Genomic DNA, 26853 nt, shown 5'->3' with positions numbered 1-26853 from the left:
CGCGGCCTCCCGGCGGCGGGCCTCCCGTCCACCGCGCGCACCCCCACGCCAGATCATGTCCAGCGCTGCCCGGGGTGCCACTGGGCCAGCGCACGCTGGGCCCGGCGCACGACGTGGAAGGCCTCCCGCAGGGCGCGCCGCTCGAAGGTCGTCAGGTCGTCGGGCGAGATCCACGAGGTGACGGGCAGGCCGGCCTCCTGCTGCCGGGACTGGTGTGCCAGACGCACGTGGGAGATGAACTCGAGGGCGTCGACGAGGCCCTCCGCTGTCTCGGGCGCGAGTCCACCCGGCCCGGCGACGGCACGCAGGCGGGCCCGGGTGTTCACGACCGTCAGGCCCGCGGCGAGCGCTTGGACCCGGGCGAGGTCGACGATCGCCCCGACGCCGCCGCGCTTGAGGTCGAGCAGGTCCTTGTGCTCGCCGCTGCGCCCGAGGACGAAGCCACGGAAGAACCCGAGGGGCGGATCGTTGTCGACGGCCTGCGCGGCCAGGTGCCCGAGGAGGTTGCGCGCTCCGGGCAGCCGTCCGGCGACCTCGTCGACGAGGGCCGCGTGCAGCTCGTGGTCGCCCGCCAGCGGCCGGGAGTCGAAGAAGATGCTCGCGCCGAGCACGGCATCGGGGACCGGCTCGTCGAGCCACTGGACGAACTCGGCGCGCCACCCCGAGAGCCGCTGGTGCCAGCGCGGATTGGTCGCCATGGCGTCCCCGGGACAGCGGGGGTGCCCGGCCGCCTCCAGCCCGGCGACCACCTGCTCGGCGAGGGCCGCGACGTAGTCCTCGGCCCCCTCCGGTGCGTCGTCGGCGAGGATCACCGCGTGGTCCTGGTCGCTGCCCAGCGCCTGCTCGTGGCGGGCCCGTGACCCGAGGACCATCCAGCACATCCGGGGAGCCGGCCCCATCCCGCGGGCGGCGAGGTCCTCGTGGGCGAGGGCGATGAGCCGGCGCTCGACCGCGTCGCCGACCGACGTGACGACCCGGGTGATGTCGTCGGCACTCACGTCCTGCTCGAGCAGCTGCTGCACGAGCCTCGGTGTCCGGGCGGCGAAGTCGACCACGCCGGCGACATCGGTCTGTTTCGCGACGTCGCCGACGATGTGGACAGCGCTCACCCGCTCGAGGCGCATGAGGTCCGTCGTCGTCACCACGCCCACCAGTGCGGCGCCCTCGACCACAGGGAGGTGGTGGACGTTGGCCTCGGTCATCGTGAGCAGCAGCTCGAGCGCCGAGGCGTCGGCCGGTGCCACGACCGGGGCGCTCGTCATCACCTCGCTGACCGATCGCCGGGGGTCGACGCCGGCGGCGAGGACCCGACGGCGCAGGTCGCGGTCGGTGAGGATGCCCACGAGCTGCTCGCCCTCGACGACGAGGAGGCTGGAGACCCCTTCGTCGGTCATGGTCCGCGCAGCCTGCGCGATCTCCGCGTCCGCGCGCACGGTGACCGGCGCCCGGTGCGCCAGGTCGCGCGCTGACGTCCGCAGGATCGGCTCGCCGTGCCGGCCCGTCGCGACGGCGGTGGCAGCCGCCCGCAGGAGCCCGGCGCGTTCCCCTTCGAAGTGCTCGGCGAAGACCTCGTGCTCCCGCCGCAGCTCGTGGAAGACCTCGGCGGGCAGGTGCAGGGCGAGCGTGTCCTCGATGGCGACGACGTCGAAGCGGGACGGGTTGCGGCCCATGAGGGTCGTCGAGCCACACGCCGAGCCCTCCGCGCCGCGGAAGACGAGCCGGCCCTCCGCGTCATGCGTCTCGATCGCACCGGACCGGATGATCATCAGCTCGTCGCTGTCCCGGCCGACCGTCATCAGGTGGCTTCCGCGCCGGTGGTAGCGGACCGTCAGCCGGCCGGCCAGGTCATGCCGCACCCGATGGGGCAGCGCGTCGAAGGGGGCGTGCAGCGCCAGGAAGTCGACGACCTCCGTCAGCTCGGTCTCGGCCATGCCCCATGGTGGCAGGCTCGCGGTCACGCCTGGTCGGTCAGGGATCCGCGCACCAAGCTGTCACCGGAGTGCTCCGGCCGTTCGTCGTAGGCCTCGTGCGAGATGTCGACGACCACGTACCCCTGGTCGAGCAGGTCCTGGGTGATGGGGAAGGACTCCGCACCCTGCGAGCCGTCGAGGACTCCCACCGAGACCATGCGCTTGCCGTCACGGTTGATCAGCCAGACCTCGGCGTAGCCATCGGGGACCGTGACCTCCGCGGCGGAGACCTCCAGGGAGACCCGGTCGTCGCGCTGCTCGACCGTCGCGACGCCCCGCGACTCGCCGGTGTCGAGGGTGTCCAGCTCGGCGGACGCGATCGTGCGCTGATCGGGTTCACCCAGACGGTCGGCCAGCTGGCTGCCGCCCACCCCGACGAGGAGGCCTGCGATGCACGCCGCGGCCAGCCACGTCACGGCAGGTCGACGCCCGGTGCGCCCGGCACCGCGCACGGCTCGACCGTCGCCACGCCCGGTTGGGGACTGGATCCCCTGGGAGTCCGCAGCCGCGCCCTCGGACGATGCCGGGTCGACCTCTCCGGCGTCATCGATCTCCGCCCGGATCCGCGACCACGTCGTGGACGGGGGTGGGGTGAGCGTGGTGGTCGCCGCCTCACGGGTCACCGCGACGGTGCGCTGGAGTGACCCGAGGTCCTCGCGGCACTGGTCGCAGTCGTCGACGTGCTGGCTCTCCTGCGGCGACGCGGACTCGCCCAGCGCGAGGTCGATCAGACGGTCCTCCGAGAGGTGGTCATCGGGGACGGGCACGAGACGGGTCATCGGTTCACCTCCTCGAGGTGCTTGCGCAGGTGGGTCAAACCTCTCCTGACATGACTCTTGACGGTGCCCAGTGGCAGCTGCAGCGTCTGGGCGATGTCCTCGTGGCGTCGGTCGTCGATGACCGCCATGCGGATGATCGTGGCCCGCGGGTCCCCGAGCGCCTGCAGGGCGTCGGCCAGGTACACCTGTTCCACCACGTCCTGGGCCGCGGTGACCGATGGGCCCGCCTCATGGACGAAGGCGCGCTCGTCACGCGAGCGGCGGGCACGTGCGGCGTGCAGGTCGGCGCACCTTCTTCGGGTCACCGTGGCAAGCCACCCACCCAGCGAGCCGCCTCCCGGGTCGAGAGAGGCGCGCCCCTTCCACAATGCGACGAAGACCTGCTGCGTGATGTCCTCGGCCTCGTGGTGCTCGCCGACCGAACGCTGGGCGATGGTGTGCACCAGCGCGCCGAACCGCTGGTAGGCCTCGGCGAGGGCTGACTCGTCCCCGTCGACCAGTCGGCGCATCAGGTCCTCACCCAGGGCCGCCTGCACGGGATCACCGGTCACGCGAGTCACTATAGGGCGGCCTCAACCATCGACCCGCGATGCGACCGCGACGACATTGTCCTCGTAGCTGCGAGTCCGTGGGTCGTAGTCACCGCCACAGGTGACGATGTGCAGGCGGGCAGGGCCGGTGCGGTCGAAGAGCGCGTCTACGTCGAGCGCGTCCTTCGCGTGGTGGTCCACGCGCCGGATCTCGTAGGTCACCAGGTCGTCACCGACGGTGACCGTCACCCGATCACCTCGTTGCACCTCGTCCAAGCGGGACAAAGGACCGACCTGACCCGCCGTGTCCGTGTGCGCCGAGATGACGCTGGCTCCCGAGGCCGACCCCGGCGCCGGGCCGAAGCGATACCAGCCAGCCGTCCCGGGGTCCTCGGGGATCACCATGAGTCGACCGCCGTCCACACCGACCGGGACCACGGGCAGCTCCGCTCCCAGGGACGGGATCTCCAGCCGCGAGGGCGGTGTCGCCTCGGACGTGGGCTGCCCGAGCGCTGCCGACCTCGTCCGCGGACTGGACGAGGACGCCCCCGACGCAGAGGCCGGCGTCGCCGCCTGGCGCGTCGGGCTCGACCGCGACGGCTGCGACGGGCCGACCCTGCCGACCCCGAGGCGCGAGCGCCTCCCGGGTGTCGGCAGGGTCGGTCAATCTCGACGGGGAGGTGAGGCCGTCGGTGACGACGAATCCGCCGCCTCCGGCGAGCACCGCGGCGATGGCGACCATCGCCAGCCTCTTCCTGTCGAGATCCATGCGCCGCCTCACGTCAGTCGCGCACCGGGGACACGCGACGGGTCATGAGCAGCACGGCACCTCCGGCGAGCACGGCGGCGGCACCGGCAGCACCCATGGCGGCGTACGAGCCGGTGTCGGCCTGGCCGCCGGTACCGCTCGGCACCCCACCCGGGGAGCTGTGCAGGCCGGAGATCTCCTGGACCGCGAGGTCGAGGTTGTCGTCCTCGGCCGAGCCCCACGCGTAGACGATGGTGTTGGTGCCCTCCTTGAGGGTGACGTCGGCGGGCCCGATGGCGACGTCGTCGGTGCCGGCGAGGACGACGTCCGCCGAGATCGTGCCGGCGGCGAGGTCGGTCTTGCCCTCCTTCGGGTTCGTCACGTCGGCGAAGGCCACCTCGCCGTTGGCGCGGACGTCCACGGCCGGAGCCGCCGCCGTGTGGCGCACCGTCAGCCGCGCCTGGCCCGGCTCGGTGGCGGACACGTCGTTGGCGAAGGGGGTGAGGACCGGGTTGCCGTCGGCGTCCAGGTGGGCCGCGACGGTGATGTTGGTGCCGGCCTCGACGGCGACGTCCTGTGCCTCGATGACGGCGTCGCCGTCGGCTCCGGCACCGGCCGCGGTGACCTTGAGGTCGTACTCCCCGGCGGGCAGGGACATCGGGTCGGTGATCGTCCCCGGCTCGAAGTCCTCGAGGAGGACGTCGCCGTTGGCGTACACATCGACCGTGGCCTCCGGCACCCCGTGGAGGATGCTGACCGTGGCGTCACCCTCGGCGGCGAAGGACGGGGCGCTCAGGACGGTGACGAATCCCGTCGACAGGGCGGCGATGGCGATGGGGCGGGTGAGTCGCATGGCGTTGCTCCTGGTGTGTGGGACGGACGCCTCCTGACGTCCTGCCCCTACTTCGGCCACCACCCGTCGCAGGGATGCACCTCGGCACAACTTTTTTTCGTGACCCGCTGGACGTGTGCGCGGCGAACCTGTGAGTCGCCAGGAGGAGGCTGGTCAGGCCGAGTGCGTCATCCGCCCACCGACGAAGGTCGCGAGCACCCGCGTCTGCCGCAGCCGCGCCGCCTGCTCCGCGGTGCCGGACAGCCCTGCGGGACAAGGGTCCTCGTCGACGAGCACGATGTCAGCCGGTCCGCCGACGGCGATCTCGGTGACGCCGTCGGTCGAGGCGTCCAGTGCCTCGCGGGGGGTGAGCGCCTGCTCCGGGGCCCACGGCTCGCGCTCGTCGGCGCTGCGGTGGACGGCGGCCGACATCGCCAGCCACGGGTCGAGCGGGGAGACCGGCGCATCCGACCCCAGTCGAAGGGGGATCCCCGCCTGCGTCATCGACCGCAGGGCGAAGCACCGCTCCAGCCGGTCGGGCCACAGGGCTTCGGTCGAGTCCCGGTCGTCGAGCAGGTGCGCGGGTTGGACGCTCGCGACCAGCCCCAGGTCGGCGAAGCGCTGCAGCGCCTCCATCCGCACGAGCTGCGCGTGCTCATGGTGCCGCGGGCGCCGCTCGCGGCGTAGGCGTCGAGGGGCGTCGAGCAGCGCCTGGTCGCCGATCGCGTGGACCGCGCCGTCGAGGCCATGCGCGTGGGCGCGCCGCAGCAGCTCGGTGAGCTCCTCGGGACCGACAGTGCTCTTGCCGTGAGGGTCGCCGAGGTCGTCGTCGGTGACGAAGGGCTCGCAGCACCAGGCGGTGCGGGTGTTGAGCGAGCCGTCGGTGATGACCTTGAGCGGGCCCATCGTCACCAGGCCGGTCCCGTCGAGCACGTCGCCGGTCCGCACACCCGCGGCGATGGTCTCCTCGAGCCCCTCGGGGTAGGTCGCCGGACGCACCCGTAGCAGGTCGAGGCCGTCGGCGGTGCGCTGAGGCCACTCGAGGCGCCCCGCCTCGAACTCCATGTCGGCGATGCCGACGACCCCCTTCGCCGCGGCAGCACGCATCGCCGAGTCGAGGCTGGCGCGGACGACGGCCGGGTCCTCCGGCAGGTCGGCCAGGCGCTGGTAGATGGGGAACCACTCGTCCTCGTCGAGGTGTCCCTCGTGGACCGGCAGACCGAGAGCTCGGTAGGCCGCGCTGCTCAGCCACCCGGCGTGGCAGTCCCCGCTGATGAGGATGACCGGCCGGTCGCCGGCGACGGGCGTCGAGCTCGGCGGTGCTCGGCAGGCGGTCCCAGCCGGCCACGCGCCAGCCGAAGCCCTGCACGACGGTCCCCGGGCGCCGGTCGCTCCGCGGCGAGGTGGGCGCGCGACCCGGGCCGTGACCTCCTCGGGGCTCGCGGTGTCCGCGACGTCGACCCGGCGGGACATCGCCGCCCACTGGCCGAAGTGGACGTGTGCGTCCCACAGCCCCGGGAGCGCGAGCGCTCCGCCGGCGTCATGGACCTCGGCCCCCGCGGTGGTGAGGTGCTCGCCGATCTCGGCGATCCTCCCTTCGCGCAGCCGGATGTCCACGGGTGCGGCGCCGGGTCGCAGGCGGGCGCCACGGATCAGCGCATGCGGGACGAAGGGGGCCATGCTGGGCACGATACGACGGATACGGTGGCGCCATGCACCTGCTCGTCGTCGCCGCGATCCGGGCCGAGGCGGCCCACGTCCCCGAGGGCCTCGAGGTCCTCGTCACCGGGGTCGGCAAGACCCTCGCGGCTGTGCAGGTCACCCGCGCGATCTGCGAGCACCCGCGCCGCGACGAGCTCGTCGTCGTCAACATCGGGACGGCCGGCGCGCTGCGCCCCGGCGTCGCCGGACTCCACGAGATCGGGACCGTGCTCAACCACGACCTGTCGGCCGAGCCGATCCGGCAGCTCGGCCTCGACCCTCGCGAGCGGATCGAGCTGGATGCCGGCCGACCAACGGCGCTGGCGAGCGGCGACCTCTTCGTCACCAACCCGGCCGTGCGCGACGCGCTGGCGACCCGCGCCGACCTCGTCGACATGGAGGGCTACGCGATCGCTCTCGCGTGCACCGAGCTCGGCGTGCCCGTCCACCTCGTCAAGCGGGTGAGCGACAACGCCGACGAGACGGCGCACGACTGGTCGGCCGCCGTCGACGGCTGCGCCCGGGACCTGGGCGCGTGGGTGGCGGACTTCGTCCGGCTCGACCGCGTGCGCTGACCCCGAGCCGCAAACTCCGCAAGACCCTGGGGTCCTGCAGGGTAAGGGCCGCTCAACTGCGCAAGACCCTAGGGTCCTGCAGAGTTGGGTGGGAATGGTTCTCACCCGCCGCGGGTTGAGGACGGCATGACCACCACGACGCGCGAGCTGTACGGCTTCGAGCGCTACGAGCGCGCGAAGCACGCCTTCGACGATGCCCGCTACACGGAAGCGGCAACCGACCTCGAGGACTTCTTCACGGACCTCGCGGCCGCCCGCGCCGAGAGCGACGCCGACCCCGTCGGGCACGGCACCGCCGAGATCCACCTGCTGCTGGCGCGCTGCTACTTCCACTCCGCGCAGCTCGGGCGGGCCGAGGCCGCGGCCCGCGAGGTCATCGCCGAGGCTCCCGACGACGCCTACGCGCACCTGCTGCTGGGCCGCACCCTGCAGCGGGCCGGCCGGGCCGACGAGGCGCGCGGCCCCCTTCGCCTGGCGGAGCTGCTCGGTGGCTACGGCACCGCAGCCGGCCCCGCGGCCCAAAGGTCGCCGAGCGAGGGCTTCTGAGGGGCCCGCGCTCTGCTCAACAAGAGAAAACCTCCCCTTCGAGAAGATTGAATACCCTTGCGAAGGGGAGGTTTCTCGGGTGACCCGGAAATCCCGGGGCGGGTGAGACGTCGTCAGGCGCTCGGGTGCGTCATGTCGGCCGGGACCACCCAGGCGTCGAAGTCCTCGCCCGAGATGTCACCGGAGGCGACGGCCGCCTCGCGCAGGCTCGTGCCCTCCTTGTGCGCCTTCTTGGCGATCGCCGCGGCCTTGTCGTAGCCGATGTGGCGGTTGAGAGCGGTGACGAGCATGAGGTTGCGCGAGAGGTTCTCGTCGATCTTCTCGCGGACCGGCTCGATGCCGACGGCACAGTTGGTGTCGAAGGAGACGCAGGCGTCGGAGATCAGCCGGATCGACTCGATGACGGCGTGCGCCATGACCGGCTTGTAGACGTTGAGCTGGAAGTTGCCCTGGCTGCCGGCGAAGCCGACCGTCGCGTCGTTGCCGAAGACCCGGGTGGCGACCATCGTCATCGCCTCGGCCTGGGTGGGGTTGACCTTGCCCGGCATGATCGACGAGCCCGGCTCGTTCTCCGGGATCGCGAGCTCGCCGATGCCGTTGCGGGGGCCGGAGGCGTACCAGCGCACGTCGTTGGCGATCTTCATCAGGGCGCCGGCGAGGGTGCGAAGGGAGCCGCTCACCTCGACGAGCGCGTCGTGGGCCGAGAGGCTGGCGAAGAGGTTGGGGGCCTGGACGAAGTCGTAGCCGGCCTCGGCGCTGATCTTCGCGGCACACAGCTTTCCGAACTCGGGGTGGGCGTTCAGGCCCGTGCCGACGGCGGTGCCGCCGATGGCCAGCTCGCGGGCGCGCTCGTCGGCGTGCTTGACGGCGTCGAGGGCGAAGTCGATCTGGGCGACCCAGCCGTCGATGACCTGGCCGAGGGTGACCGGGGTGGCGTCCTGCAGGTGGGTGCGGCCGACCATGACGATGTCGGCGTACTCCTTCGCCTTGGCCGCGAGGGTCTCGCGCAGCTGCGTGACGGAGGGGTAGAGGCGCTCGGCGAGGTCGAGGACGATCGCGATGTGCATCGCGGTGGGGAAGGTGTCGTTGCTCGACTGGCCGCGGTTGACGTGGTCGTTGGGGTGGACCGGGGTCTTGGAGCCCATCTCGCCGCCGGCGATCTCGATGCCGCGGTTGGAGATGACCTCGTTGGAGTTCATGTTGGACTGCGTGCCCGAGCCGGTCTGGAAGACGACGAGCGGGAAGTGCTCGTCGAGGTCGCCGGCGATGACCTCGTCGGCGGCCCGGGTCACGAGGTCGGCGACGTCCTGCGGCAGCTCGCCGAGCTCCGCATTGGCCAGGGCGGCGGACTTCTTGAGGATGCCGAGGGCGCGGATCATCGAGCGGCCCCAGACGAAGGTGTCGCGACCGATGTCGAAGTTGCCGAGCGAGCGCTGGGTCTGCGCCCCCCAGTACTTGTCCGCGGCCACCTCGATGGTGCCCATGCTGTCCTTCTCCGCACGCGTCTGAGTCATGAGGGCAACGCTACTCGGCAGCGATCGACGGCCCGCGCAATACCCCGGAAACATCCGCGCAGCAGTCGGGAAACCCTTGCGGCGCACCATCTCTCGCATGCAGCGCCACACCCGCACCGTCCGCCGCCTGACCGCCCCCGAGCTCACCCGCCCCGCGCAGGGTCCGCGCATCGTCGCCTACCGGTGCGGTGTGCACGAGACCTTCCGGATCCTGTGGCCGGAGGTCGACGCGCCTCTGGTCCACCCGTGCCCGGAGTGCGCTGGCTCCTCCCTTCGCCTCATCGGTATCCGCCCCGACGCGGCCTGACGAAGGGGAGTCAGGTCACCGAGCGCAGTATGCGGGTGCCGGTGCCGCGCGCCTCGAGGCCGGCGAGCGCGGAGTCGAGGTCGGGCGCGACGACGACGTCGTCGAGGCTCGCCTGCGACATGAAGCCGGCCTGCGAGATGCCGCGAAGGGAGTCGAGCAGCGGGGTCCAGAAGCCGTCGGCGTCGAGGAAGCCGACCGGCTTGTCGAGCAGGCCGATCTGCCGCCAGGTCCACACCTCGAAGACCTCCTCGAGCGTGCCCATGCCGCCCGGCAGCGCGAGGAAGGCGCTCGTCAGGTCTGCCATGAGCGCCTTGCGCTCGTGCATCGTCTCGACGACGTGCACCTCGGTGAGGTCGTCGCGGCCCCACTCCCGCTCGATCATGAAGGTGGGGATGACGCCGACGACCTCGCCCCCTTCGTCCAGCGCACCCTGGGCGAGGGCGCCCATCAGGCCGCCACCGCCCGCGCCGTAGACGACCCCGATCCCGCGCCGGGCGAGGTCGCGTCCGACGGAGTGGGCCAGCTCGACCCACCTCAGGTCGTGGCCGGGGGTCGATCCGCAAAAGACCGTCAGTCGCTCGATCACGGCCTCGACCCTATGCGCGCACCCACCGGCGCCGGGCATCTCCCCTCACCGGGCGACGAGCCGGCGCAGCGCGAGGGACGCGATCGGGGCGTACGAGAGCGCCAGCAGTCGCGGCGCCGCGATCTCGACCCACGCACTGCTGCCCTCCGGGTGCGCGTCGACCCCGTGCCGCATGCGGATCGCGACCGGCCCGATCCTCGGACACCACCCCCAGCGCCTCGCCTGGTCGTCCACCGCTTCCACGACGAAGGGGACGTCCAGACCCAGCGGTCCGCGCACCGTTCCCCGTCCACCGGCTCGGATCCGGCTGGGCGGGTGCTCCACCGCCCTAATCTGCGGCGCCCACCCGGACCAGAGGCCGGGCGTGGTGTACCGCAGCCACACCTCGTCGACGTCCGCCGGCCCGGCGGCGACCACGCGAAGGGGGGTGCGCGCCGGCGTCATCGCCGCGCGGCCGTGCGAGAGGTCATGCGTCGACGATACGGGCCACGCCGGTGCCGGCGGACCACGTCGACGTGGTTGTCTGTGCGACATGCAACGGCGCTGGTACCTGCTCGTCACGCTGACCCTGGCCAACATCGTCAACTTCTACGACCGAACGATCCCGGCGGTCATCGTCGAGCCACTCAAGGACGAGTTCGGGTTGAGCGACACCCTCATCGGAGTGCTCGGCGGGTCCTTCACCGTCGTCTACGCGATCGCCGGGGTGCTCCTCGGGCGCCTCGCCGACCGGGTCCCGCGCCGCTACGTCATGGCCGGCGGGCTGGTCGTGTGGAGCCTGTTCACGGGCGCGAGCGGCTTCGTCCAGGGCTTCCTGTTCCTCTTCCTCTTCCGCCTCGGCGTCGGGATCGGTGAGGCGAGCTACGGGCCGGCGTCCAACGCGCTGCTCATCGACGCCTACGAGCCCAAGCGGCGCAGCCGCGCCATCAGCATCGTCTCGCTCGGCATCCCCATCGGGCTGCTCCTCGCCTTCCTCACCGTCGGCGTCATCGTCGAGTCGACCGGGACCTGGCGGGCTCCCTTCGTCATCGCGGCGGTGCCCGGACTCCTGCTCGCCGTCGCCATGCTCTTCGTCAAGGAACCTCCCCGCGGGGCCTCCGACACCGTCGAGCTGCACACCGCCGACGAGCAGACCCATCCGTATCGCGCGGTGCTGCGGATCCGCACCATCACCTGGCTCATGGTCGCCGGCATCGGACTGCAGATCCCGACCTACGGCGTCGCGACCTTCATCGTCCCGCTGCTGCAGCGCTACTTCGGACTGTCGATCGGCACCGCGTCGATCGGGGCCGGCGTGGTCCTCGGGCTCGCCGGCATCGTCGGCCTGCTCCTCGGCGGGCGTCTGGCCGACCGCGCCTCCGACCGGCACCCGTCAGGACGGCTCGTCGTCGCGGCAGCCGGTTTCGCCGCCGCGATCCCCCTGACCCTCGCCGCGCTGCTGCTCGGCCCAGGCCGTGCCGTCGCCTTCGTCGCGCTCTTCGCCATCGGCTGGACGGGCACCCAGTTCCTCTCCGCCGCAGCGTCGCCCGCGATCGCCGACGTCACCCCGCCCACCATGCGGGCGACCGCGATCGCGGTGTACTTCGCGTCCTTCAACCTCGTCGGCGCGACGATCGGACCGATCCTCGTCGGGGCCCTGTCGGACGCTCTCGCCACCCCGGTCGGCGGGCTGAGCGCGACGCCGTCGGGCTGCACCGGGCCTTGCTCGTCATCCTCCCGATCGGCTGGTCATCGCCGTCCTCGGCTCCTGGCGGGCCAGTCGCGCCCTCCCCGCCGACCGGGAGGCGATGACGCCCTTCGAGACGGCTCGTCCCTCGCCTCCTCAGGGACCGGGCCGGGTCACCCCCGCAGCGTGACCACGGCCAGCAGGCGGGTGAGCCGCTGCGCCATCTGCTCCGCGGTGTGGTCGTCGTGCTCCTGCCACCACGCGACCGCGGCCTCGACGATCGACTCCCAGATGTGGTCGAGCAGGTCGTGGTCGAGCGGGTCGGCGAGCCCGGCCGCTTCGAGGACGTCTCGGGTGCCGACGGTCCCCATCGAGTGCAGCTGTGCGCGGTAGCCCTGTGCCAGCTCGGCAGCCGCCGACCCCTCGGGCAGGGTCTCGTCCTTGACGAGCGCCCACGCATAGCGGTGCTCGGCCATCGCCGAGAAGATCGCGGTGAAGGTGTCGAGGGCGCGCTCACCGGGATCGGTCGCCGTCTGGGCCTGGGCGATCGTGGCGACGAGGCGCGGTCCGACCTCCTCGAGGCAGGCCTGCGCGAGGTCGGCCTTGGACCCGAAGACGTTGTGCACCATGGCCTTCGAGACACCGGCGCGCGCGGCGACGTCGGCCATCGAGGCGCGGGCATAGCCCTGGCTTCCCAGCTCCTCGACGGCCTCGTGCACGAGCTGCTGCCTGCGCTCGGCGCGGGCCACGCCCTTCGTCCCGATGCCACTCACGGGTGCCTCCTCTGTGATGGGCACATCTTGTCAGGCACGACAACTGACTCTATGGTCAGTTGAGCTCGTCCCCGGCAAAGGAGCCCCCATGGCACGCCCTGACCTGACCGTCCTCGCGATCCCTGCCTTCGTGGGCGCCATGGGTGCGGAGTACTGGTGGATGCACCACAAGCGCCCGGCCGCACCCGACGAGGACCGGTCAGGGGACTACGAGCTCAACGACACCATCGCCAGCCTCAGCATGGGGATCGGCAGTCTCATCGCCCCCTTCGTCACGGGACCGCTCGTGCGTCGTCTGGCGCCCGGGACCACGCGGGCGGGCACCGCGCTCATGGCCGTCGGCGCCGCGGCGGCCGTCGTGACGACCGTCGGAGACGTGCTGCGCCAGCGCCGCGCCCACGGGGGCGAGCTGCCCGAGGCCGGCACCCTCCCCTCGGACGCCCCGCAGCCGACGACCGTCCGCTCGCGCGTCGACGCCCTCGGCCTGCTCACCTCGGGCTCCGCCGTCGCCGCCGTCGGCTCGACCGCGGTCGCCGCGGCCTCGGTGTGGGCGCTGCAGACCTCCGCGACGCGGCTCGCCGCGATCAGTCCCTTCCGCCAGCGTACGGGGGCCGTCCCCTACCTGCTCGCCATCGCCGGCTGGGACTTCATCTACTACTGGAACCACCGCACGGCCCACGAGTCGCGCTGGATGTGGGCTGTGCACGTCGTCCACCACAGCAGCGAGCGCTACAACCTCTCGACGGCGCTGCGGCAGCCGGTCGCCGACGGCTTCACCCTGTCGGCGCCCTATGGAGTGCTCGCGCTGCTCGGGATCCCGCCGCGCTACATCGAGGACGCACGGGCGCTCAACCTCATCTACCAGTTCTGGATCCACACCGAGGCCGTGCGCTCCATCGGCTGGCTGGAGAAGGTGCTCAACACCCCGAGCCACCACCGGGCCCACCACGGCAGCCAGCGGCAGTACCTCGACATCAACCACGGCTCGATCCTCATCCTGTGGGACAAGCTCTTCGGCACCTTCGAGCCGGAGGTCGAGCGGGTGCGCTACGGCCTGACCCGCAACATCGACAGCTTCAACCTCGGCACGATCGCCACCCACGAGTGGCGCGACATCGCCAAGGACATCGCGACGGCGCCGACCTGGTCGGACCGCTTCGGTTTCCTCCTGCGCGGTCCCGGGTGGGCCTACGAGCGAAGGGAGCAGCTCGCCCCTCCGTCGGGCGCCCCGGTCGCCGCCGAGCACGTCTCGGAGCCGGTCTCGGGCTGAGCGTCAGTCGATCGACTGGCCGAGCACCCCGAGCAGCCGGTCGAGCAGCGCCTCGTCCCCCTCCATCTCGACCGGGTGGGCCGGCCCGCGGTGCCACAGCCACAGGTCGAGAGCCGCAGCGTCGGCGGTGATCGTCACGTCGGCCTCGGCATGCCCGTGGACGGAGCGGTCGAGCACCTGCAGCTCGGTCTGGTCGATCTCGTCACCGGTGCGCGGGTTGCGGCCAGTCACCCGGCCGAGGCCGACGAGGACGCGGTGGCCGGTGTCGGCCGCGTGGACGAGGACCCGCGACCCATCGTGCTCCCAGCCGGCCCAGCCGGGCAGGTTGCCGTACATCCACTCGAGGCACTCGAGCACCCCGTCGCTCGCCAGCTGCGGGTCGAGCGGCGTCACCTCGCCGACCGTCAGCTCGGCGTCGACGCGGTGGATCAGCGCCTCGTGGGCCTGGCGTCGGACGGTGAAACCGACCGTGTGCAGCGCCGGGTCGCCGACCCACGACCACGCGGCGTCGGCCGGGTCGGCATTGCGCAGGCCGAGCATGAGCTGCTCGTGGGCGTGGTCGAGGTGGGCGAGCAGCCCGGCCCGGTCGGCGGGCCGCTCCGGCTCCTCGTAGGCCTCCGGCACCTCGGGACGGTGCGCGATGACCCAGGCCCAGAAGTCCTGCACCTCTCCCCCGAGGTGCCACAGCAGGTCGTCGGCGGTCCAGTCGGGGCAGGTCGGCACCCGCAGGCCCGGGTCGGCGTCGGCGAGGCACTCGCGGAAGCGGCGGGTCTCCCGCTCGATGGCGGCGAGGTAGGTGTCCACGGGGAGCCCGGCGGCCCGGGGGTCAGGTGTCATGGGTGGAGACTTCCCCCCTTCGCCCGCCTCGGCAAGCGAGTTGTCGGCGCGCCGGTGGACGATGTCCTCGTGACGACCACCGTCTTCTTCCATGCCCACCCCGACGACGAGGCCAGCGGGACCTCCGGGTCGATGGCCCTCACCTCCCGCGCCGGCGGCCGGGTGGTCGTCGCCTACGCCACCGGCGGCGAGCACGGCAGCGTCCCCGACGACCTGGACGAAGGGAGGACCCTCGCCGACCATCGTCGGCAGGAGGCCGAGGCCTCGGCGGCCGTCACGGGCACCGCCCGCGTCGCCTGGCTCGGCTACGTCGACTCCGGCATGACCGGCTGGGAGCACAACGCCTGGGACGGGTCCTTCCACGGCGCCGACCTCGACGAGGCCGCCGGCCGCCTGGCCGCGATCCTCGACGAGGAGGACGCGGACATCCTCGTCGGCTACGACTGGCACGGCGGCTACGGCCACCCCGACCACGTCAAGGTGCACCACGTCGCCCACCGCGCGGCCGAGCTGGCGACCCGGCGCCCCCGCGTGCTGGAGAACACGATGAACCGCGACCGCATGCGCGAGCAGGTCGAGCAGGCGAAGGCGATGGGCATCGACCCCGGCTTCTCCCCCGATGACCCGATGGACGACGGCAACCCGATGGGCCTGCCGCAGAGCGAGATCCACCACGCCGTCGACGTCACCGAGGTCATCGACGTCAAGCGCGCAGCCCTCGCCTGCCACTCCTCGCAGGGTGACGTGCAGCAGATGCTGCAGATGCCGCCCGAGGTCTTCGCCGCGGCCTTCGGCGTCGAGCACTACGCGGAGCCCGGGCGCCCCGAGGGGATGAGCAGCGCGCTCCCCTTCGTCTGAGCGGGCACCATGGGGGGCGGCGCCACCTCGACCCCGACCTCGGAGACCTCGATGACGAGCACGACACCCCCTTCGGACCGGCAGGACGCGGCGGTCGCAGACCTGGCGAAGCGTCTGGGCATCGACCCGGCCGACGTCGAGCTGGTGTCACATGACGTGGTGACCTGGCGCGACAGCGGCCTCGGCTGCCCCGAGCCGGGGCGGGTCTACGGCCAGACCCTCGTCGAGGGACACCGGATCGTGCTTCGAGCGCAGGGTCGCGAGTACACGTACCACTCGGGTGGGAGCACGGCGCCCTTCCTCTGCGAGAACCCGCAGGAGCCCGCCGCCACCTCCTAGCCCCGGGCGAAGGGGGATCCGCCGGCGTTCCCGAGGAGCGAACGGAGGGTAGGCGAGCCTCACCTGCATGGCCTAGCGTGCCGTCATGGGCAAGAAGGTCAAGATCGGGAAGATCAAGGTCAAGGAGAAGTGCTGCGTCAGCAAGAAGCGCTGCAGCTCCTGCCCGATCCGCCTGCTCAAGGAGGGTCGCCTGCCCGACGGCTATGCGGTCCACAAGCGCCGGCTCGTCACCGCCAAGGCCAAGGACAGGCTGCGCAAGGCCGCCTGACCCGCCCGCAGACGGTCACGAAGGGTCGGCTGTCCTTGCTGGCGGCGGTCACGACGGGCCGCCTATTTTCGGGCGTGACCGCCTCTCCCTTCGCCGCCCAGCTCACCACCCAGATCGGGGAGGAGTTCGCCGCCCACCAGCAGTACCTCGCCGTCGCGGCCCACTACGAGTCGCTGACCCTGCCCCAGCTCGCGGGCTTCTTCTACCGGCAGGCGGCCGAGGAGAGCGGCCACGCGAAGATGATGATCCAGTACCTGCTCGACACCGACCAGCCGGTGCACCTGCCGGCGATCGAGGCGCCGGTCAGCACCTTCGAGGGGATCGTCGCGCCGGTCGAGCTGGCCGTCGAGCAGGAGAAGCGGGTCACCGAGCAGATCCACGCCCTGACGCGGACGGCCCGCGAGGACAACGACTTCGCGGCCGAGCAGTTCATGCAGTGGTTCATCAAGGAGCAGGTCGAGGAGGTCGCCACGATGCAGGACCTGCTCGCCGTGGTCCGCCGCAGCGAGGACGACCTCAACGCCATCGAGGCCTACGTCGAGCGCGACCTCGCCGCGACCGGCCCCGACGCGGCCGCTCCCAAGCAGGCCGGCGCCTGATCCCCCTTCGCCCCGGTCAGGGCTGACGGGGGCGCACCCGCACCCGGCCGTCGACCACCTCGAAGACCACGTCGGCCAGCGACGACACGACGAGGTCGGCGCCACCGAGTTCCTCGGGGGTGCTCGTCGTCGTCACCGCGAGCACCGCGCAGCCCGCCGACCGGGCCGCCGCGACCCCGCTCGGGGCGTCCTCGCAGACCAGGCAGTCCGCCGGGTCGACGCCGAGCCGCTCGGCGGCAAGGAGGAAGGGATCGGGGTGCGGCTTGCCGCGCTCGACGTCGTCGAAGGTCACGACCTGCTCGATGCCGATGCCCGCCGCCGCCAGCCGGACCCGGGCCAGCTCACGAGTCGCCGAGGTGACGACCGCGGCGGGTGCGTCGCCGATCGCCGCGATGGCGTCGAGCACGCCGGGCAGGGCGACGACGCCCTCGACGTCGTCGACCTCGAGCTGCTCGATCCGCGCGAAGGCCGTCTGCGGGTCCAGGTGCGGCGCGACCGACGCGATGATCGCCGGCGCCGGCATCCCGTGGTGACCGACGAGCGTCCGCGGGTCGATGTCGTGCTCCACCGCCCACCGCACCCACGACCGCTCCACCGAGCCCGTCGAGTCGACGAGGGTGCCGTCGTTGTCGAAGAGGACGGCGGCGAAGGTGCGGTCGGCGAGGCTCATGCCCCGACCCTAGGCGCCACCGGTGGTCTGGGTCCCAGGTCCGCGTAGGCGGTGCGAGCGCCAGCGAGCCTCGAGACCCCGCTTCCGCCTCCGGACGCCACGCCAACCCTCCCCGCCGTCCGCTCCGCAGGCATCCCCCTTCGGCCTGCGGCGATCGACTCGGGGCCACGTATCCTCGGACCCCGTGAGTGAGACCCAGGCCGGCAACACGAGCGGCGTCGACCCCGATGACCTGGCGACCACCCTTCGCGTCCTCGGGATGCTCCACGAGCTGCCGCCGGGCCACGAGGACATCGCGACGGTCAAGCGGGCCGCGGGCACGATGTACAACCGGGTGAAGAAGGCGCGTCGCCGCGAGGCCCGGCAGGCCGAGCGCGGGCCCAAGATGGCGCACGACCAGGCGATCCTCGACCAGACCGCGACCGGGTCGCCGATGCGCATCGACGACGAGACGAAGGGGATCCCGCTCGCCGCGTCGAGCGAGAGCCGATTCGTCGGCGAGCTGCAGATCCCCCGCGGCTGCTACATCTGCCACGCCGACTACACGCTCGTCGATGCCTTCTACCACTGGCTGTGCCCGGACTGCGCGGCGATGAGCCACGAGCGCCGCGACCAGGGCACCGACCTGCGCGGACGGCGGGCGCTGCTCACCGGCGGCCGGGCGAAGATCGGCATGTACATCGCCCTGCGGCTGCTGCGTGACGGCGCCGACCTGACGATCACCACCCGCTTCCCCCGGGACGCGGCGCGGCGCTTCGCCGAGCTCGCCGACTCGCCGGAGTGGATCGACCGGCTGACGATCGTCGGCATCGACCTGCGCGACCCGACCCAGGTGGTTGCCCTGACCGACGAGGTCGCGGCCGCCGGGCCGCTCGACATCCTCATCAACAACGCCTGCCAGACGGTGCGGCGCTCCCCCGGCGCCTACAGCCAGCTCGTCGACGGCGAGTCGCAGCCGCTCGAGATCGACGGGCCGACGCCGACGATGATCTCCTTCGACCGGGTGAGCGAGGCCCACCCCGCGGCGCTCGTCGGCTCCCTCGGCGAGCACCCGGTGCCCCACGCCGACGCGGCCGCCGTGCGCACCGCTGCCGACATGACCCGGCTGGCCCTCACCGCCGGCAGCGCGAGCCTGGAGGCCCACCTCGCCGGCACGGCCGTCGACGCCGGCGGGCTGCTGCCCGACGTCGTGACGACGAACTCGTGGAAGCAGACCGTCGACGAGGTCGACCCGCTCGAGCTCCTCGAGGTGCAGATGTGCAACTCGGTCGCGCCCTTCCTGCTCGTCTCCCGGCTGCGGCCGGCCATGCGCGCGGCCGTCGAGCGCCGCCGCGAGGTCGTCGGCGACGCCGCCCGCGGCCACGTCGTCAACGTCTCGGCGATGGAGGGGCAGTTCTCGCGCCGCTACAAGGGCGCCGGCCACCCGCACACCAACATGGCCAAGGCCGCGCTCAACATGCTCACCCGCACCTCGGCCGGGGAGATGTTCGAGACCGACCGGATCCTCATGACGGCCGTCGACACCGGCTGGATCACCGACGAGCGCCCGCACCACGAAAAGCTCGACATCGCCGCCCAGGGCTGGCACGCCCCGCTCGACCTCGTCGACGGCGCCGCCCGTGTCTACGACCCGATCGTCCGCGGCGAGCGCGGCGAGGACCTCTACGGCGTCTTCCTGAAGAACTTCGAGCCCTACGCCTGGTAGGCGGGCTGGCGTCCCTTCGAGACGGTCGCTGAGCGACCGCCCACGCGGAACGTGGGACCCACTCAGGGACCGGGGTAGGCAGAGCGCGGCCATTCGAAGAAGAAGCGCCCGGTCGAGCGAGCGTTTCTTCTTCGACCCAGGCGCCGAGGCGAGCGGACGGCGACGTGGGTTGGCGTGGCGTCAAGCCGAAGTCGAGAACGACAAGGCGACCACACGACGACGAAGGACTTCGGCAGCGCGCCAACCCACCTCGCCGGGAGCGTCCCTTCGGCGGGCGCAGCCGTCCCCCTTCGCCCGGAGGCGGGTCTCGAGGCTCGTCGCAGAGCTCCGCCCACGCGGAGCGTGGGACCCAGCACCTCGACCAACGTGTAGTGACTAGGAAGCGCTACGGTGATCCAGAGCACGTCTTCTCGCGAAGGGAGTGGCAGCGATGGCACCGAAGGACTCGACCTTCCTCGGCTGGCCCGTCCTGCGGCAGCTGGCCTCGGGCGACTTCCTCGGCCGCGGCGCCGCGGTCACCTCGCGGCGCACCCGTGAGACCGAGCCGCGCACGTCGAGCGCCGACCGCGTCGTGCAGAGCGTGTGCCCCTACTGCGCCGTCGGCTGCGGCCAGCGGGTCTTCGTCAAGGACGAGCAGGTCGTCCAGATCGAGGGCGACCCGGACTCGCCGGTGAGCCGAGGGCGCTTGTGCCCCAAGGGTGCTGCGAGCGAGCAGCTGGTCAACTCGCCGACCCGGCAGACCCACGTGCTCTACCGCGCGCCGGGCGCCACGGACTTCCAGCGGATCGAGCTCGACGAGGCCATCGACATGGTCGCCGACCGCTTCCTCGCCTCGCGCGCCGCGAAGTGGCAGGACCACGACGAGCACGGCCGCCCCCTTCGTCGCACGATGGGCATCGCCTCGCTCGGGGGAGCCACCCTCGACAACGAGGAGAACTACCTCATCAAGAAGCTCTTCACGGCGGCCGGCGCGATCCAGATCGAGAACCAGGCGCGTATTTGACACTCCGCCACGGTTCCCAGTCTGGGAGCCTCCTTCGGGCGCGGCGGCGCCACCCAGTCCCTGCAGGACATGGCCAACGCGGACTGCATCATCATCCAGGGCTCCAACATGGCCGAGTGCCATCCGGTGGGCTTCCAGTGGGTCTCCGAAGCCAAGGCCCGCGGTGCGCGGGTCATCCACATCGACCCGCGATTCACCCGCACCTCCGCGATCGCTGACACCCACGTCGCGATCCGGGCGGGCACCGACGTCGTCCTGCTCGGCGCGCTCATCAAGCACGTCATCGACAACGACCTCTTCTTCCGTGACTACGTCGTGGCCTACACCAATGCCGCGACCCTCGTCGGCGAGGACTTCGTCGACACCGAGGACCTCGACGGCGTCTTCTCCGGCTACGACGAGCAGTCCGGCACCTATGACATGAGCTCGTGGGCCTATGCCGAGCGCGAGGACGGCGAAGGGAGCGACTCCGGCGACGACGAGGTCGGCGGCCCGAGCGGTGGTCACGAGCACGGAGCGCACAAGAGCGCCCGCGCCGCGGGCGACCAGCACGGCGCGGCGGGCCCGGCCCTCGAGCACGCCCGGGTGATTCGTGACGAATCCCTGCAGCACCCGCGCTCGGTCTTCCAGGTGCTCAAGCGGCACTACGCGCGCTACACGCCCGAGATGGTCGAGGAGGTGTGCGGCATCCCGCAGTGGCAGTTCCGCGAGATCGCCGACGCGCTGACGAGCAACTCCGGCCGCGAGCGCACGACCTGCTTCGCCTACGCCCTGGGGTGGACCCAGCACAGCCTCGGCGCGCAGTTCATCCGCACCGCCGCGATCCTCCAGCTGCTCATGGGCAATGTCGGCCGACCGGGCAGCGGCATCATGGCGCTGCGCGGGCACGCGAGCATCCAGGGCTCGACCGACATCCCGACCCTCTTCAACCTCCTGCCCGGCTACCTGCCGATGCCGGTGGTCGGCAAGCACGACACCCTCGAGCAGTACCTCGAGACGATCTCCTCGCCGCTGCAGAAGGGCTTCTGGACCGAGGCGCCGGCCTACACCGCGAGCCTGATGAAGGCGTGGTTCGGCGACGCGGCGACCCAGGACAACGACTTCTGCTTCGACTACCTGCCACGTCTGACGGGCGCCCACGGCACCTACCAGACGGTGATGTCGATGCTCGAGGACGAGGTCGAGGGCTACTTCGTGCTCGGGCAGAACCCTGCGGTCGGCTCGGCCCACGGCAAGATGCAGCGGCTGGCGATGACGCACCTCAAGTGGGTCGTCGTCCGCGACTTCCAGCTCATCGAGTCGGCGACCTTCTGGAAGGACTCCCCCGAGATCGCCAGCGGCGAGCTCAAGACCGAGGACATCGACACCGAGGTCTTCTTCTTCCCCGCGGCCAACCACGTGGAGAAGTCGGGCACCTTCACCCAGACCCAGCGGATGCTCCAGTGGCACCACCAGGCCGTGCAGCCGCCCAACGACGCGCAGAGCGAGCTCGAGTTCTTCCACGAGCTCGGCGTGCGCATCCGCGAGCGGCTCGCCGACTCGACCGACGAGCGCGACCGGCCGCTGCTCGACCTGACGTGGGACTACCCGAAGGACGCGCACGGCGAGACCGACGCCGAGGCGGTGCTGCGGGAGATCAACGGCTACCACGTGAGCGGTGAGAAGGCCGGGCAGCTGCTCGACAAGTTCGCCGACATGAAGGCCGACGGCTCGACCTCGGGCGGCTGCTGGATCTACACCGGCGTCTACGCCGGTGGGGTCAACAAGTCGGCCAACCGCGTGCCGGGTCAGGAGCAGGACGAGACCGCCGCCGAGTGGGGCTGGGCCTGGCCGATGAACCGGCGCATCCTCTACAACCGCGCCTCCGCCGACCCGCAGGGGCGGCCGTGGAGCGAGCGCAAGAAGTACGTCTGGTGGGACGCGGACGCGAAGAAGTGGACGGGCAAGGACGTCCCCGACTTCCCCGTGGACCGCGACCCGTCCTTCCGGCCCGACCCTGACATCGGCGGGCCGGCAGCCATCGCCGGTGACGACCCCTTCATCATGCAGGCGGACGGCAAGGGCTGGCTCTTCGCGCCCAAGGGCATGGTGGACGGTCCGCTCCCTTCGCACTACGAGGCGCAGGAGTCGCCCGTCGCCAACCCGGTCTACGGGCAGCAGCGCAACCCGGCCCGGCTGGTCTACCCGCGCAAGGACAACCTGTGGAGCCCGTCCGGGGACGAGCCGGGGTCGGACGTCTACCCCTTCGTCTTCACGACCTATCGGCTCACCGAGCACCACACGGCCGGCGGCATGAGCCGGTGGCTGCCCTACCTGTCGGAGCTGCAGCCCGAGATGTTCTGCGAGGTCTCGCCCGAGCTCGCCGAGCAGCAGGGCCTCGTCAACGGCGAGTGGGCGACGCTCATCTCGGCGCGCAGCGCCATCGAGGCACGCGTGCTCGTCACCGAGCGGATGACGCCGCTCACGATCAAGGGCCGCACGATCCACCAGATCGGTCTGCCCTACCACTGGGGCGTCGGCCGCGATGCCGTCGTCGAGGGCGACGGGGCCAACGACCTGCTCGGCCTGGCACTCGACCCCAACGTCCAGATCCAGGAGTCGAAGGTCGGCTCCTGCGACATCCGCCCCGGTCGCCGGCCTCGGGGCGAGGAGCTGCTGCGCCTCGTCGCGGAGTACCAGTCGCGCTCGGGCACGACCGTCGAGACCGGCAACCAGCACCGCGACGAGCCCCACGACGAAGGGAGGCCGTGATGGGTTATCTCTCCCGGCAGCTGTCGGGCGTCACCGAGCCCGCCCGCGACGCGGGGTGGCAGGAGGCGCCCGAACGCAAGGGCTTCTTCACCGACACCTCCATCTGCATCGGCTGCAAGGCCTGCGAGGTCGCGTGCAAGGAGTGGAACGGCATCCCCCTCGACGGCCTCGCCATCACGGGCAACAGCTACGACAACACCGGTGACCTCGGCGCGAGCACGTGGCGGCACGTCGCCTTCGTCGAGCAGAGCCGCGAGCGCATCGAGGCCGCCCGCGAGTCCGGGCGGCGGCTCGTCGACCTGGGCATGCCGGCCGTCGGTGAGCCGCCCACGCCAGCCCCCGACGGGCGGCGCACCCGCCGGCTACGGCACCCTCCCCGCGCCGATCGAGGGACACGGACCGGCGCTGACCGACATGCTCGCCGAGAAGGCCGACGTCGAGGCCGGCGGCACCGGGCACCTCGGTGTGACCGTCGACGGCGTGCCGATCGTCGGGTCCGTGCCGGAGTTTCGCTGGCTGATGTCCTCCGACGTGTGCAAGCACTGCACCCACGCCGGCTGCCTCGACGTGTGCCCGACGGGTGCGCTCTTCCGCAGCGAGCACGGCACGGTCGTCGTCCAGGCCGATGTCTGCAACGGCTGCGGCTACTGCGTCGGCGCGTGCCCCTTCGGCGTCATCGAGCGGCGCAACGACGCGAGCGTCTCGGTGCGCGCCGACGACCACGTGCCCAATGTCGGTGTCGCGCAGAAGTGCACGCTCTGCTACGACCGCCTCTCCCACGACCAGACGCCCGCGTGCGCGCAGACCTGCCCGACGACGTCGATCAAGTTCGGCACCCACGACGACATGGTCGCCACGGCCCGGGACCGCGTCGCCCAGCTGCACGAGCAGGGCTTCACCGAGGCGCGCCTCTACGGGGCCAACGAGCACGACGGCGTCGGCGGCACCGGCTCGGTCTTCCTCCTGCTCGACGAGCCCGAGGTCTACGGCCTGCCGCCGGACCCCGAGGCCCCGACGAAGCGACTGCCCGAGATGTTCCGCGCCGCCGGCCTCGCCGGGGTCGGCCTGCTCGGCGCCGTCGCAGTCTCCTTCCTCGGGAGCCGGACGTGACGACCTCTCCCTTCGACAGCTACCGACCGCCCGAGGAGGGTGGCCGCCGACGCCGCCGTGACCGCGCGAAGGGGGCTGCCGGCACCGCTCGCAGCTGGCTCACCCGCGAGGGCGGCGGCCGACGCGAGGCGCCCGCGGTTCCGGACGCGGAGTTCAGCAGCTACTACGGCCAGGCGATCGTCAAGCCGGTGCCGTGGGACCACAAGATCTCGGCCTACCTCTTCGTCGGCGGCATCGCCGGTGTCTCGGGCATCGTTCAGGCGGGTGCAGCGGCGACGGGCAACTCTGTGCTGCAACGCAACTCGCGCCTGACGGCGATGGCGGCCGTGGGCCTCAGCGGCATCGCGCTCGTCGCCGACCTCGGCCGGCCGGAGCGCTTCCTCAACATGATGCGCACGGTCAAGCTCACCTCGCCGATGTCGGTCGGCACGTGGATCCTGTCCGCCTACGCGGGCTTCGCCGGGGTGACCACGGGCGCCGAGGTGCTGCGCCTGCTGCCCGCCCGCGGTCCGGTCGCCGCACTCACCCGCGTCACCGACGCCCTCGGCACCCCCTCGACGATCGGTCAGGCGGCCTTCGGTGCGCCGCTCGCGGCCTACACGGCCGTGCTGCTCGCCGACACCGCGCACCCGGTGTGGCACGAGAGCCGGAGGGAGCTCCCCTTCGTCTTCGTCGGGTCGGCCGCGCTGGCCGCAGGCGGCGTGCAGATGGTGCTCACCCCCACCACCCTCGCCGGACCGGTGCGACGCCTGGCGCTGCTCGGTGTCGGCACCGAGCTGCTCGCGATGCACCGTCTCGAGGAGCACCTCACCGGCCTCGGCATCGACGAGCCGGTGCGCACGGGCACTGCGGGCGGTCGCCTACGCCTGGCCCGCGCCCTCGCCATCGGTGGCGGGCTCGGCACCCTGCTCGCCGGACGCAGCCGCATCGTCGCGGTCGCCTCGGGCACCGCCCTCGCCGCCGCCTCGGCACTGACCCGCATGGGCATCGTCGAAGCGGGCATCGAGTCCGCCAAGGACCCGCGCCACACCGTCCGTGTCCAGCGCGACCGGCTCGAGCGCCGGCGCGAGACGGCGTCGTCGACGACAGCATCGTCACCGTCAGGTAGCACCCCGTCACCATCCGGTGGCACCCGACCAGTGGGAGGTTCCATGAGCACGGCACCCGAGCAGGCCCCGACGTCCGCCGGCGGCAACCGTTGGCTCATCCTCGCGGGCGGTGTCCTCGTCCAGCTGGCGATCGGCGCCGTCTACGCGTGGAGCACCTTCAGCAAGGCGATCCAGGCCGACCCGTCGGCGCTCGAGCTGACCAAGGTGCAGGCGACGATCCCCTTCGAGGTCGCCATCGGCATGATCTTCGTCGGGACCTTCCTCGGTGGACGGATCCAGGACAAGCAGGGGCCACGCCTCGTCGCGCTCGTCGGCGTGACGATCTACTCGATCGGCATCATCCTCGCGAGCTTCGCCCGTGATGCCTCCGACCTGTGGCTGCTCATCCTCGGCTACGGCGTGCTCGGCGGCTTCGGCCTCGGTCTGGCCTACATCGTGCCGATCGCCATGCTGCAGAAGTGGTTCCCTGACAAGCGCGGTCTGATCACCGGCATCGCGGTGGGCGGCTTCGGCTTCGGTGCGGTCATCACCTCGCCGCTCGCGCAGCGGATGATCGACTCGAGCGAGGACTTCCAGCAGTACCCGACGAAGGTCTTCCTCTACCTCGGTATCGCCTACCTCGTCATGGGCCTCATCGGCGCCTCGGTCTTCAAGAACCCCCCGGCCGGCTACACCGTCGGCGGTGCCCCGGCCGCGGCGAAGGGGGATGCCCCCGCCAAGAACGTCGCGGGCAAGGACTTCACCCAGCAGGAGGCCATGCGCACGCCCCAGTGGTACCTGCTGACGCTCATCCTGACGATCTCGGTGACCGCGGGCATCTCGCTCATCTCGGTGGCCGCGGGCACCGCGACCGACGTCGCCGGCATGAGTGCCGCGGCGGCCGCGACCCTCGTCGGCGTCATGGGCCTCTTCAACGGCGGCGGCCGCATCCTCTGGGCGGCGGTCTCGGACAAGATCGGGCGCATGCCGGCCTTCCTCGGCATCCTCGGCCTGCAGGGACTGGCCCTGCTCGCGATCCCGCACGCGGGCTCGGCAGTCGTCTTCTACGTCCTGTGCGCCATCGTCTACACCTGTTACGGCGGCGCCTTCGGCACCCTGCCCTCGACGGCCGGCGACTTCTTCGGCGTGAAGAACTCCGGCGCGATCTACGGCCTGATGCTCATCGGCTGGTCCATCGGTGGCATCGTCGGCCCGCTGCTCATCTCGTGGCTCATCGGCGAGGACCAGCAGTACACGATGGCCTTCACCGTCGTCGGCGTCATCGCCCTCGTCGGCGCGGTCATCCCCTTCATCACCAAGAAGCCGCAGCACGCCTGAGGCAACCGCCCCCCTTCGCATTTCCTTGAGGTCGTCGCACCCCGGGTCGTATTTCCTGAAGGAAATGCGAAAGGGGGGCGCATTGCCGTTGGGCAATGCGGGCGTGAGGGCGCATTGCCGTTGGGCAATGCGGAAGGGGGGCTACTCGCGGACGTCGGCGGGCCCGGTGTGCAGGGGCAGGCCGGCCGCGGCCCAGGCCTCGACCCCGCCGATGACGTCGGTCGCGTCCACCCCGAGGGAGCGAAGGGAGGCCGCGGCCAGCGACGAGCTGTAGCCCTGGCGGCACAGCACGACGACCCGGGTCCCGGGCAGCGCCTCGAGGATGCGGTGCGGGCAGGTCGGGTCGAGCCGCCACTCGAGGACGGTTCGGTCGATGACGAGCGCGCCGGGCAGCTCGCCCTGCCGGGCCCGCTGCGCGGCGGTGCGGGTGTCGACGAGGAGGGCTCCCCCCTTTCGCCGCGTCGTGGGCCTGCTGCGGGGTGAGCCGAGT

General features: G+C 71.8%; 24 protein-coding genes and 2 pseudogenes. 13 read left to right on the top strand and 13 right to left on the bottom strand.

Going from position 1 to position 26853, the window contains the following annotated elements; genetic code table 11:
- Nucleotides 1–53 precede the first annotated feature (53 nt).
- From AC2W7J_RS03300 to AC2W7J_RS03275, 6 genes are all read right to left on the bottom strand, one after another.
- Entirely contained in the window at nt 54–1958 is a 1905-nt protein-coding gene (locus AC2W7J_RS03300) for a DUF294 nucleotidyltransferase-like domain-containing protein (protein WP_485981447.1), read from the bottom strand.
- Nucleotides 1955–2749, bottom strand: a complete 795-nt coding sequence (locus AC2W7J_RS03295; protein WP_485981446.1) for an anti-sigma factor — start codon at nt 2747–2749, stop codon at nt 1955–1957. The genes AC2W7J_RS03300 and AC2W7J_RS03295 overlap by 4 nt, the downstream gene beginning before the upstream one ends.
- Nucleotides 2746–3300 carry an RNA polymerase sigma factor gene (locus AC2W7J_RS03290; protein WP_485981445.1) on the bottom strand — a complete coding sequence of 185 codons (555 nt, stop codon included), beginning with the start codon at nt 3298–3300 and terminating at the stop codon, nt 2746–2748. The genes AC2W7J_RS03295 and AC2W7J_RS03290 overlap by 4 nt, the downstream gene beginning before the upstream one ends.
- A gap of 21 nt (nt 3301–3321) precedes the next feature.
- Nucleotides 3322–3744, bottom strand: coding sequence for a class F sortase (locus AC2W7J_RS03285; protein ID WP_485981448.1), 423 nt, complete (start codon nt 3742–3744; stop codon nt 3322–3324).
- A gap of 317 nt (nt 3745–4061) precedes the next feature.
- Entirely contained in the window at nt 4062–4880 is an 819-nt protein-coding gene (locus AC2W7J_RS03280) for a DUF4397 domain-containing protein (protein WP_485981444.1), read from the bottom strand.
- Nucleotides 4881–5033: 153 nt separating this feature from the next.
- Nucleotides 5034–6539, bottom strand: a complete 1506-nt coding sequence (locus tag AC2W7J_RS03275) for an amidohydrolase (RefSeq protein WP_485981443.1) — start codon at nt 6537–6539, stop codon at nt 5034–5036.
- Between the two features lie 32 nt (nt 6540–6571).
- Between AC2W7J_RS03275 and AC2W7J_RS03270 the strand changes: the two genes are divergently transcribed.
- Nucleotides 6572–7135: a nucleosidase gene (locus AC2W7J_RS03270; protein ID WP_485981442.1), complete on the top strand. Its 564-nt coding sequence runs from the start codon at nt 6572–6574 to the stop codon at nt 7133–7135.
- A gap of 126 nt (nt 7136–7261) precedes the next feature.
- Nucleotides 7262–7681: a tetratricopeptide repeat protein gene (locus AC2W7J_RS03265; protein ID WP_485981441.1), complete on the top strand. Its 420-nt coding sequence runs from the start codon at nt 7262–7264 to the stop codon at nt 7679–7681.
- Between the two features lie 113 nt (nt 7682–7794).
- On the opposite strand, the gene fumC is transcribed toward AC2W7J_RS03265, so the two are convergent.
- Entirely contained in the window at nt 7795–9195 is a 1401-nt protein-coding gene (gene fumC / locus AC2W7J_RS03260) for a class II fumarate hydratase (protein ID WP_485981440.1), read from the bottom strand.
- A gap of 97 nt (nt 9196–9292) precedes the next feature.
- On the opposite strand from fumC, the gene AC2W7J_RS03255 reads away from it, so the two are divergent.
- Nucleotides 9293–9502, top strand: a complete 210-nt coding sequence (locus AC2W7J_RS03255) for a hypothetical protein (RefSeq protein ID WP_084449688.1) — start codon at nt 9293–9295, stop codon at nt 9500–9502.
- 10 nt (nt 9503–9512) lie between these two features.
- On the opposite strand, the gene AC2W7J_RS03250 is transcribed toward AC2W7J_RS03255, so the two are convergent.
- On the bottom strand, nt 9513–10088 hold the full coding sequence (locus AC2W7J_RS03250; RefSeq protein WP_255184680.1) for an LOG family protein: 576 nt from the start codon (nt 10086–10088) through the stop codon (nt 9513–9515).
- Nucleotides 10089–10133: 45 nt separating this feature from the next.
- Nucleotides 10134–10532 (bottom strand): hypothetical protein, encoded by a 399-nt coding sequence (locus AC2W7J_RS03245; RefSeq protein ID WP_255184681.1) that lies wholly within the window; start codon nt 10530–10532, stop codon nt 10134–10136.
- A gap of 88 nt (nt 10533–10620) precedes the next feature.
- Between AC2W7J_RS03245 and AC2W7J_RS03240 the strand changes: the two are divergent.
- Nucleotides 10621–11697: pseudogene (locus AC2W7J_RS03240) on the top strand (spinster family MFS transporter); the annotation flags it as partial.
- Between the two features lie 230 nt (nt 11698–11927).
- Here the strand turns inward: AC2W7J_RS03240 and AC2W7J_RS03235 are convergent.
- On the bottom strand, nt 11928–12527 hold the full coding sequence (locus AC2W7J_RS03235) for a TetR/AcrR family transcriptional regulator (protein ID WP_421007906.1): 600 nt from the start codon (nt 12525–12527) through the stop codon (nt 11928–11930).
- A gap of 88 nt (nt 12528–12615) precedes the next feature.
- Here AC2W7J_RS03235 and AC2W7J_RS03230 point away from each other — a divergent pair, with 88 nt between their 5' ends.
- Nucleotides 12616–13797 (top strand): sterol desaturase family protein, encoded by a 1182-nt coding sequence (locus tag AC2W7J_RS03230; protein ID WP_421007905.1) that lies wholly within the window; start codon nt 12616–12618, stop codon nt 13795–13797.
- 3 nt (nt 13798–13800) lie between these two features.
- Here AC2W7J_RS03230 and AC2W7J_RS03225 read toward each other — a convergent pair whose 3' ends face one another.
- Nucleotides 13801–14634 (bottom strand): maleylpyruvate isomerase N-terminal domain-containing protein, encoded by an 834-nt coding sequence (locus tag AC2W7J_RS03225; RefSeq protein WP_485981439.1) that lies wholly within the window; start codon nt 14632–14634, stop codon nt 13801–13803.
- Nucleotides 14635–14703: 69 nt separating this feature from the next.
- On the opposite strand from AC2W7J_RS03225, the gene AC2W7J_RS03220 reads away from it, so the two are divergent.
- From AC2W7J_RS03220 to AC2W7J_RS03205, 4 genes are all read left to right on the top strand, one after another.
- Entirely contained in the window at nt 14704–15492 is a 789-nt protein-coding gene (locus tag AC2W7J_RS03220; RefSeq protein WP_485981438.1) for a PIG-L deacetylase family protein, read from the top strand.
- Nucleotides 15493–15543: 51 nt separating this feature from the next.
- Nucleotides 15544–15831, top strand: a complete 288-nt coding sequence (locus AC2W7J_RS03215) for a hypothetical protein (RefSeq protein WP_485981437.1) — start codon at nt 15544–15546, stop codon at nt 15829–15831.
- Between the two features lie 85 nt (nt 15832–15916).
- On the top strand, nt 15917–16099 hold the full coding sequence (locus tag AC2W7J_RS03210) for a hypothetical protein (protein ID WP_485981436.1): 183 nt from the start codon (nt 15917–15919) through the stop codon (nt 16097–16099).
- Nucleotides 16100–16173: 74 nt separating this feature from the next.
- Nucleotides 16174–16698 (top strand): ferritin, encoded by a 525-nt coding sequence (locus AC2W7J_RS03205; protein ID WP_255184688.1) that lies wholly within the window; start codon nt 16174–16176, stop codon nt 16696–16698.
- 16 nt (nt 16699–16714) lie between these two features.
- Here AC2W7J_RS03205 and AC2W7J_RS03200 read toward each other — a convergent pair whose 3' ends face one another.
- Nucleotides 16715–17368 carry an HAD-IA family hydrolase gene (locus tag AC2W7J_RS03200; RefSeq protein WP_485981435.1) on the bottom strand — a complete coding sequence of 218 codons (654 nt, stop codon included), beginning with the start codon at nt 17366–17368 and terminating at the stop codon, nt 16715–16717.
- Between the two features lie 184 nt (nt 17369–17552).
- Between AC2W7J_RS03200 and AC2W7J_RS03195 the strand changes: the two genes are divergently transcribed.
- The 4 genes and pseudogenes from AC2W7J_RS03195 to AC2W7J_RS03180 all read left to right on the top strand — a co-directional run bounded on the left by AC2W7J_RS03195 (nt 17553) and on the right by AC2W7J_RS03180 (nt 26363).
- Entirely contained in the window at nt 17553–19073 is a 1521-nt protein-coding gene (locus AC2W7J_RS03195; RefSeq protein ID WP_485981434.1) for an SDR family NAD(P)-dependent oxidoreductase, read from the top strand.
- Nucleotides 19074–19503: 430 nt separating this feature from the next.
- The gene (gene fdh / locus AC2W7J_RS03190) at nt 19504–22827 is read left to right on the top strand and encodes a formate dehydrogenase (protein ID WP_485981433.1); all 3324 of its coding nucleotides are present in this window, start codon (nt 19504–19506) and stop codon (nt 22825–22827) included.
- Nucleotides 22827–23937: pseudogene (locus tag AC2W7J_RS03185) on the top strand (4Fe-4S dicluster domain-containing protein). Before fdh ends, AC2W7J_RS03185 begins: the two are co-directional and overlap by 1 nt.
- Complete coding sequence (locus tag AC2W7J_RS03180; protein ID WP_485981432.1) at nt 23934–26363, top strand: L-lactate MFS transporter; 2430 nt, start codon at nt 23934–23936, stop codon at nt 26361–26363. The pseudogene AC2W7J_RS03185 and the gene AC2W7J_RS03180 overlap by 4 nt, the downstream one beginning before the upstream one ends.
- Before the next feature lie 141 nt (nt 26364–26504).
- Here AC2W7J_RS03180 and AC2W7J_RS03175 read toward each other — a convergent pair.
- On the bottom strand, nt 26505–26853 hold a 349-nt coding region (locus tag AC2W7J_RS03175), incomplete at its 5' end, for a rhodanese-like domain-containing protein (RefSeq protein WP_485981431.1).

Source organism: Janibacter sp. CFPM2_SD2 (assembly GCF_057364645.1).
Note: the sequence above shows the minus strand (reverse complement) of the source record. Positions and strands in the feature narration are given on the sequence as shown.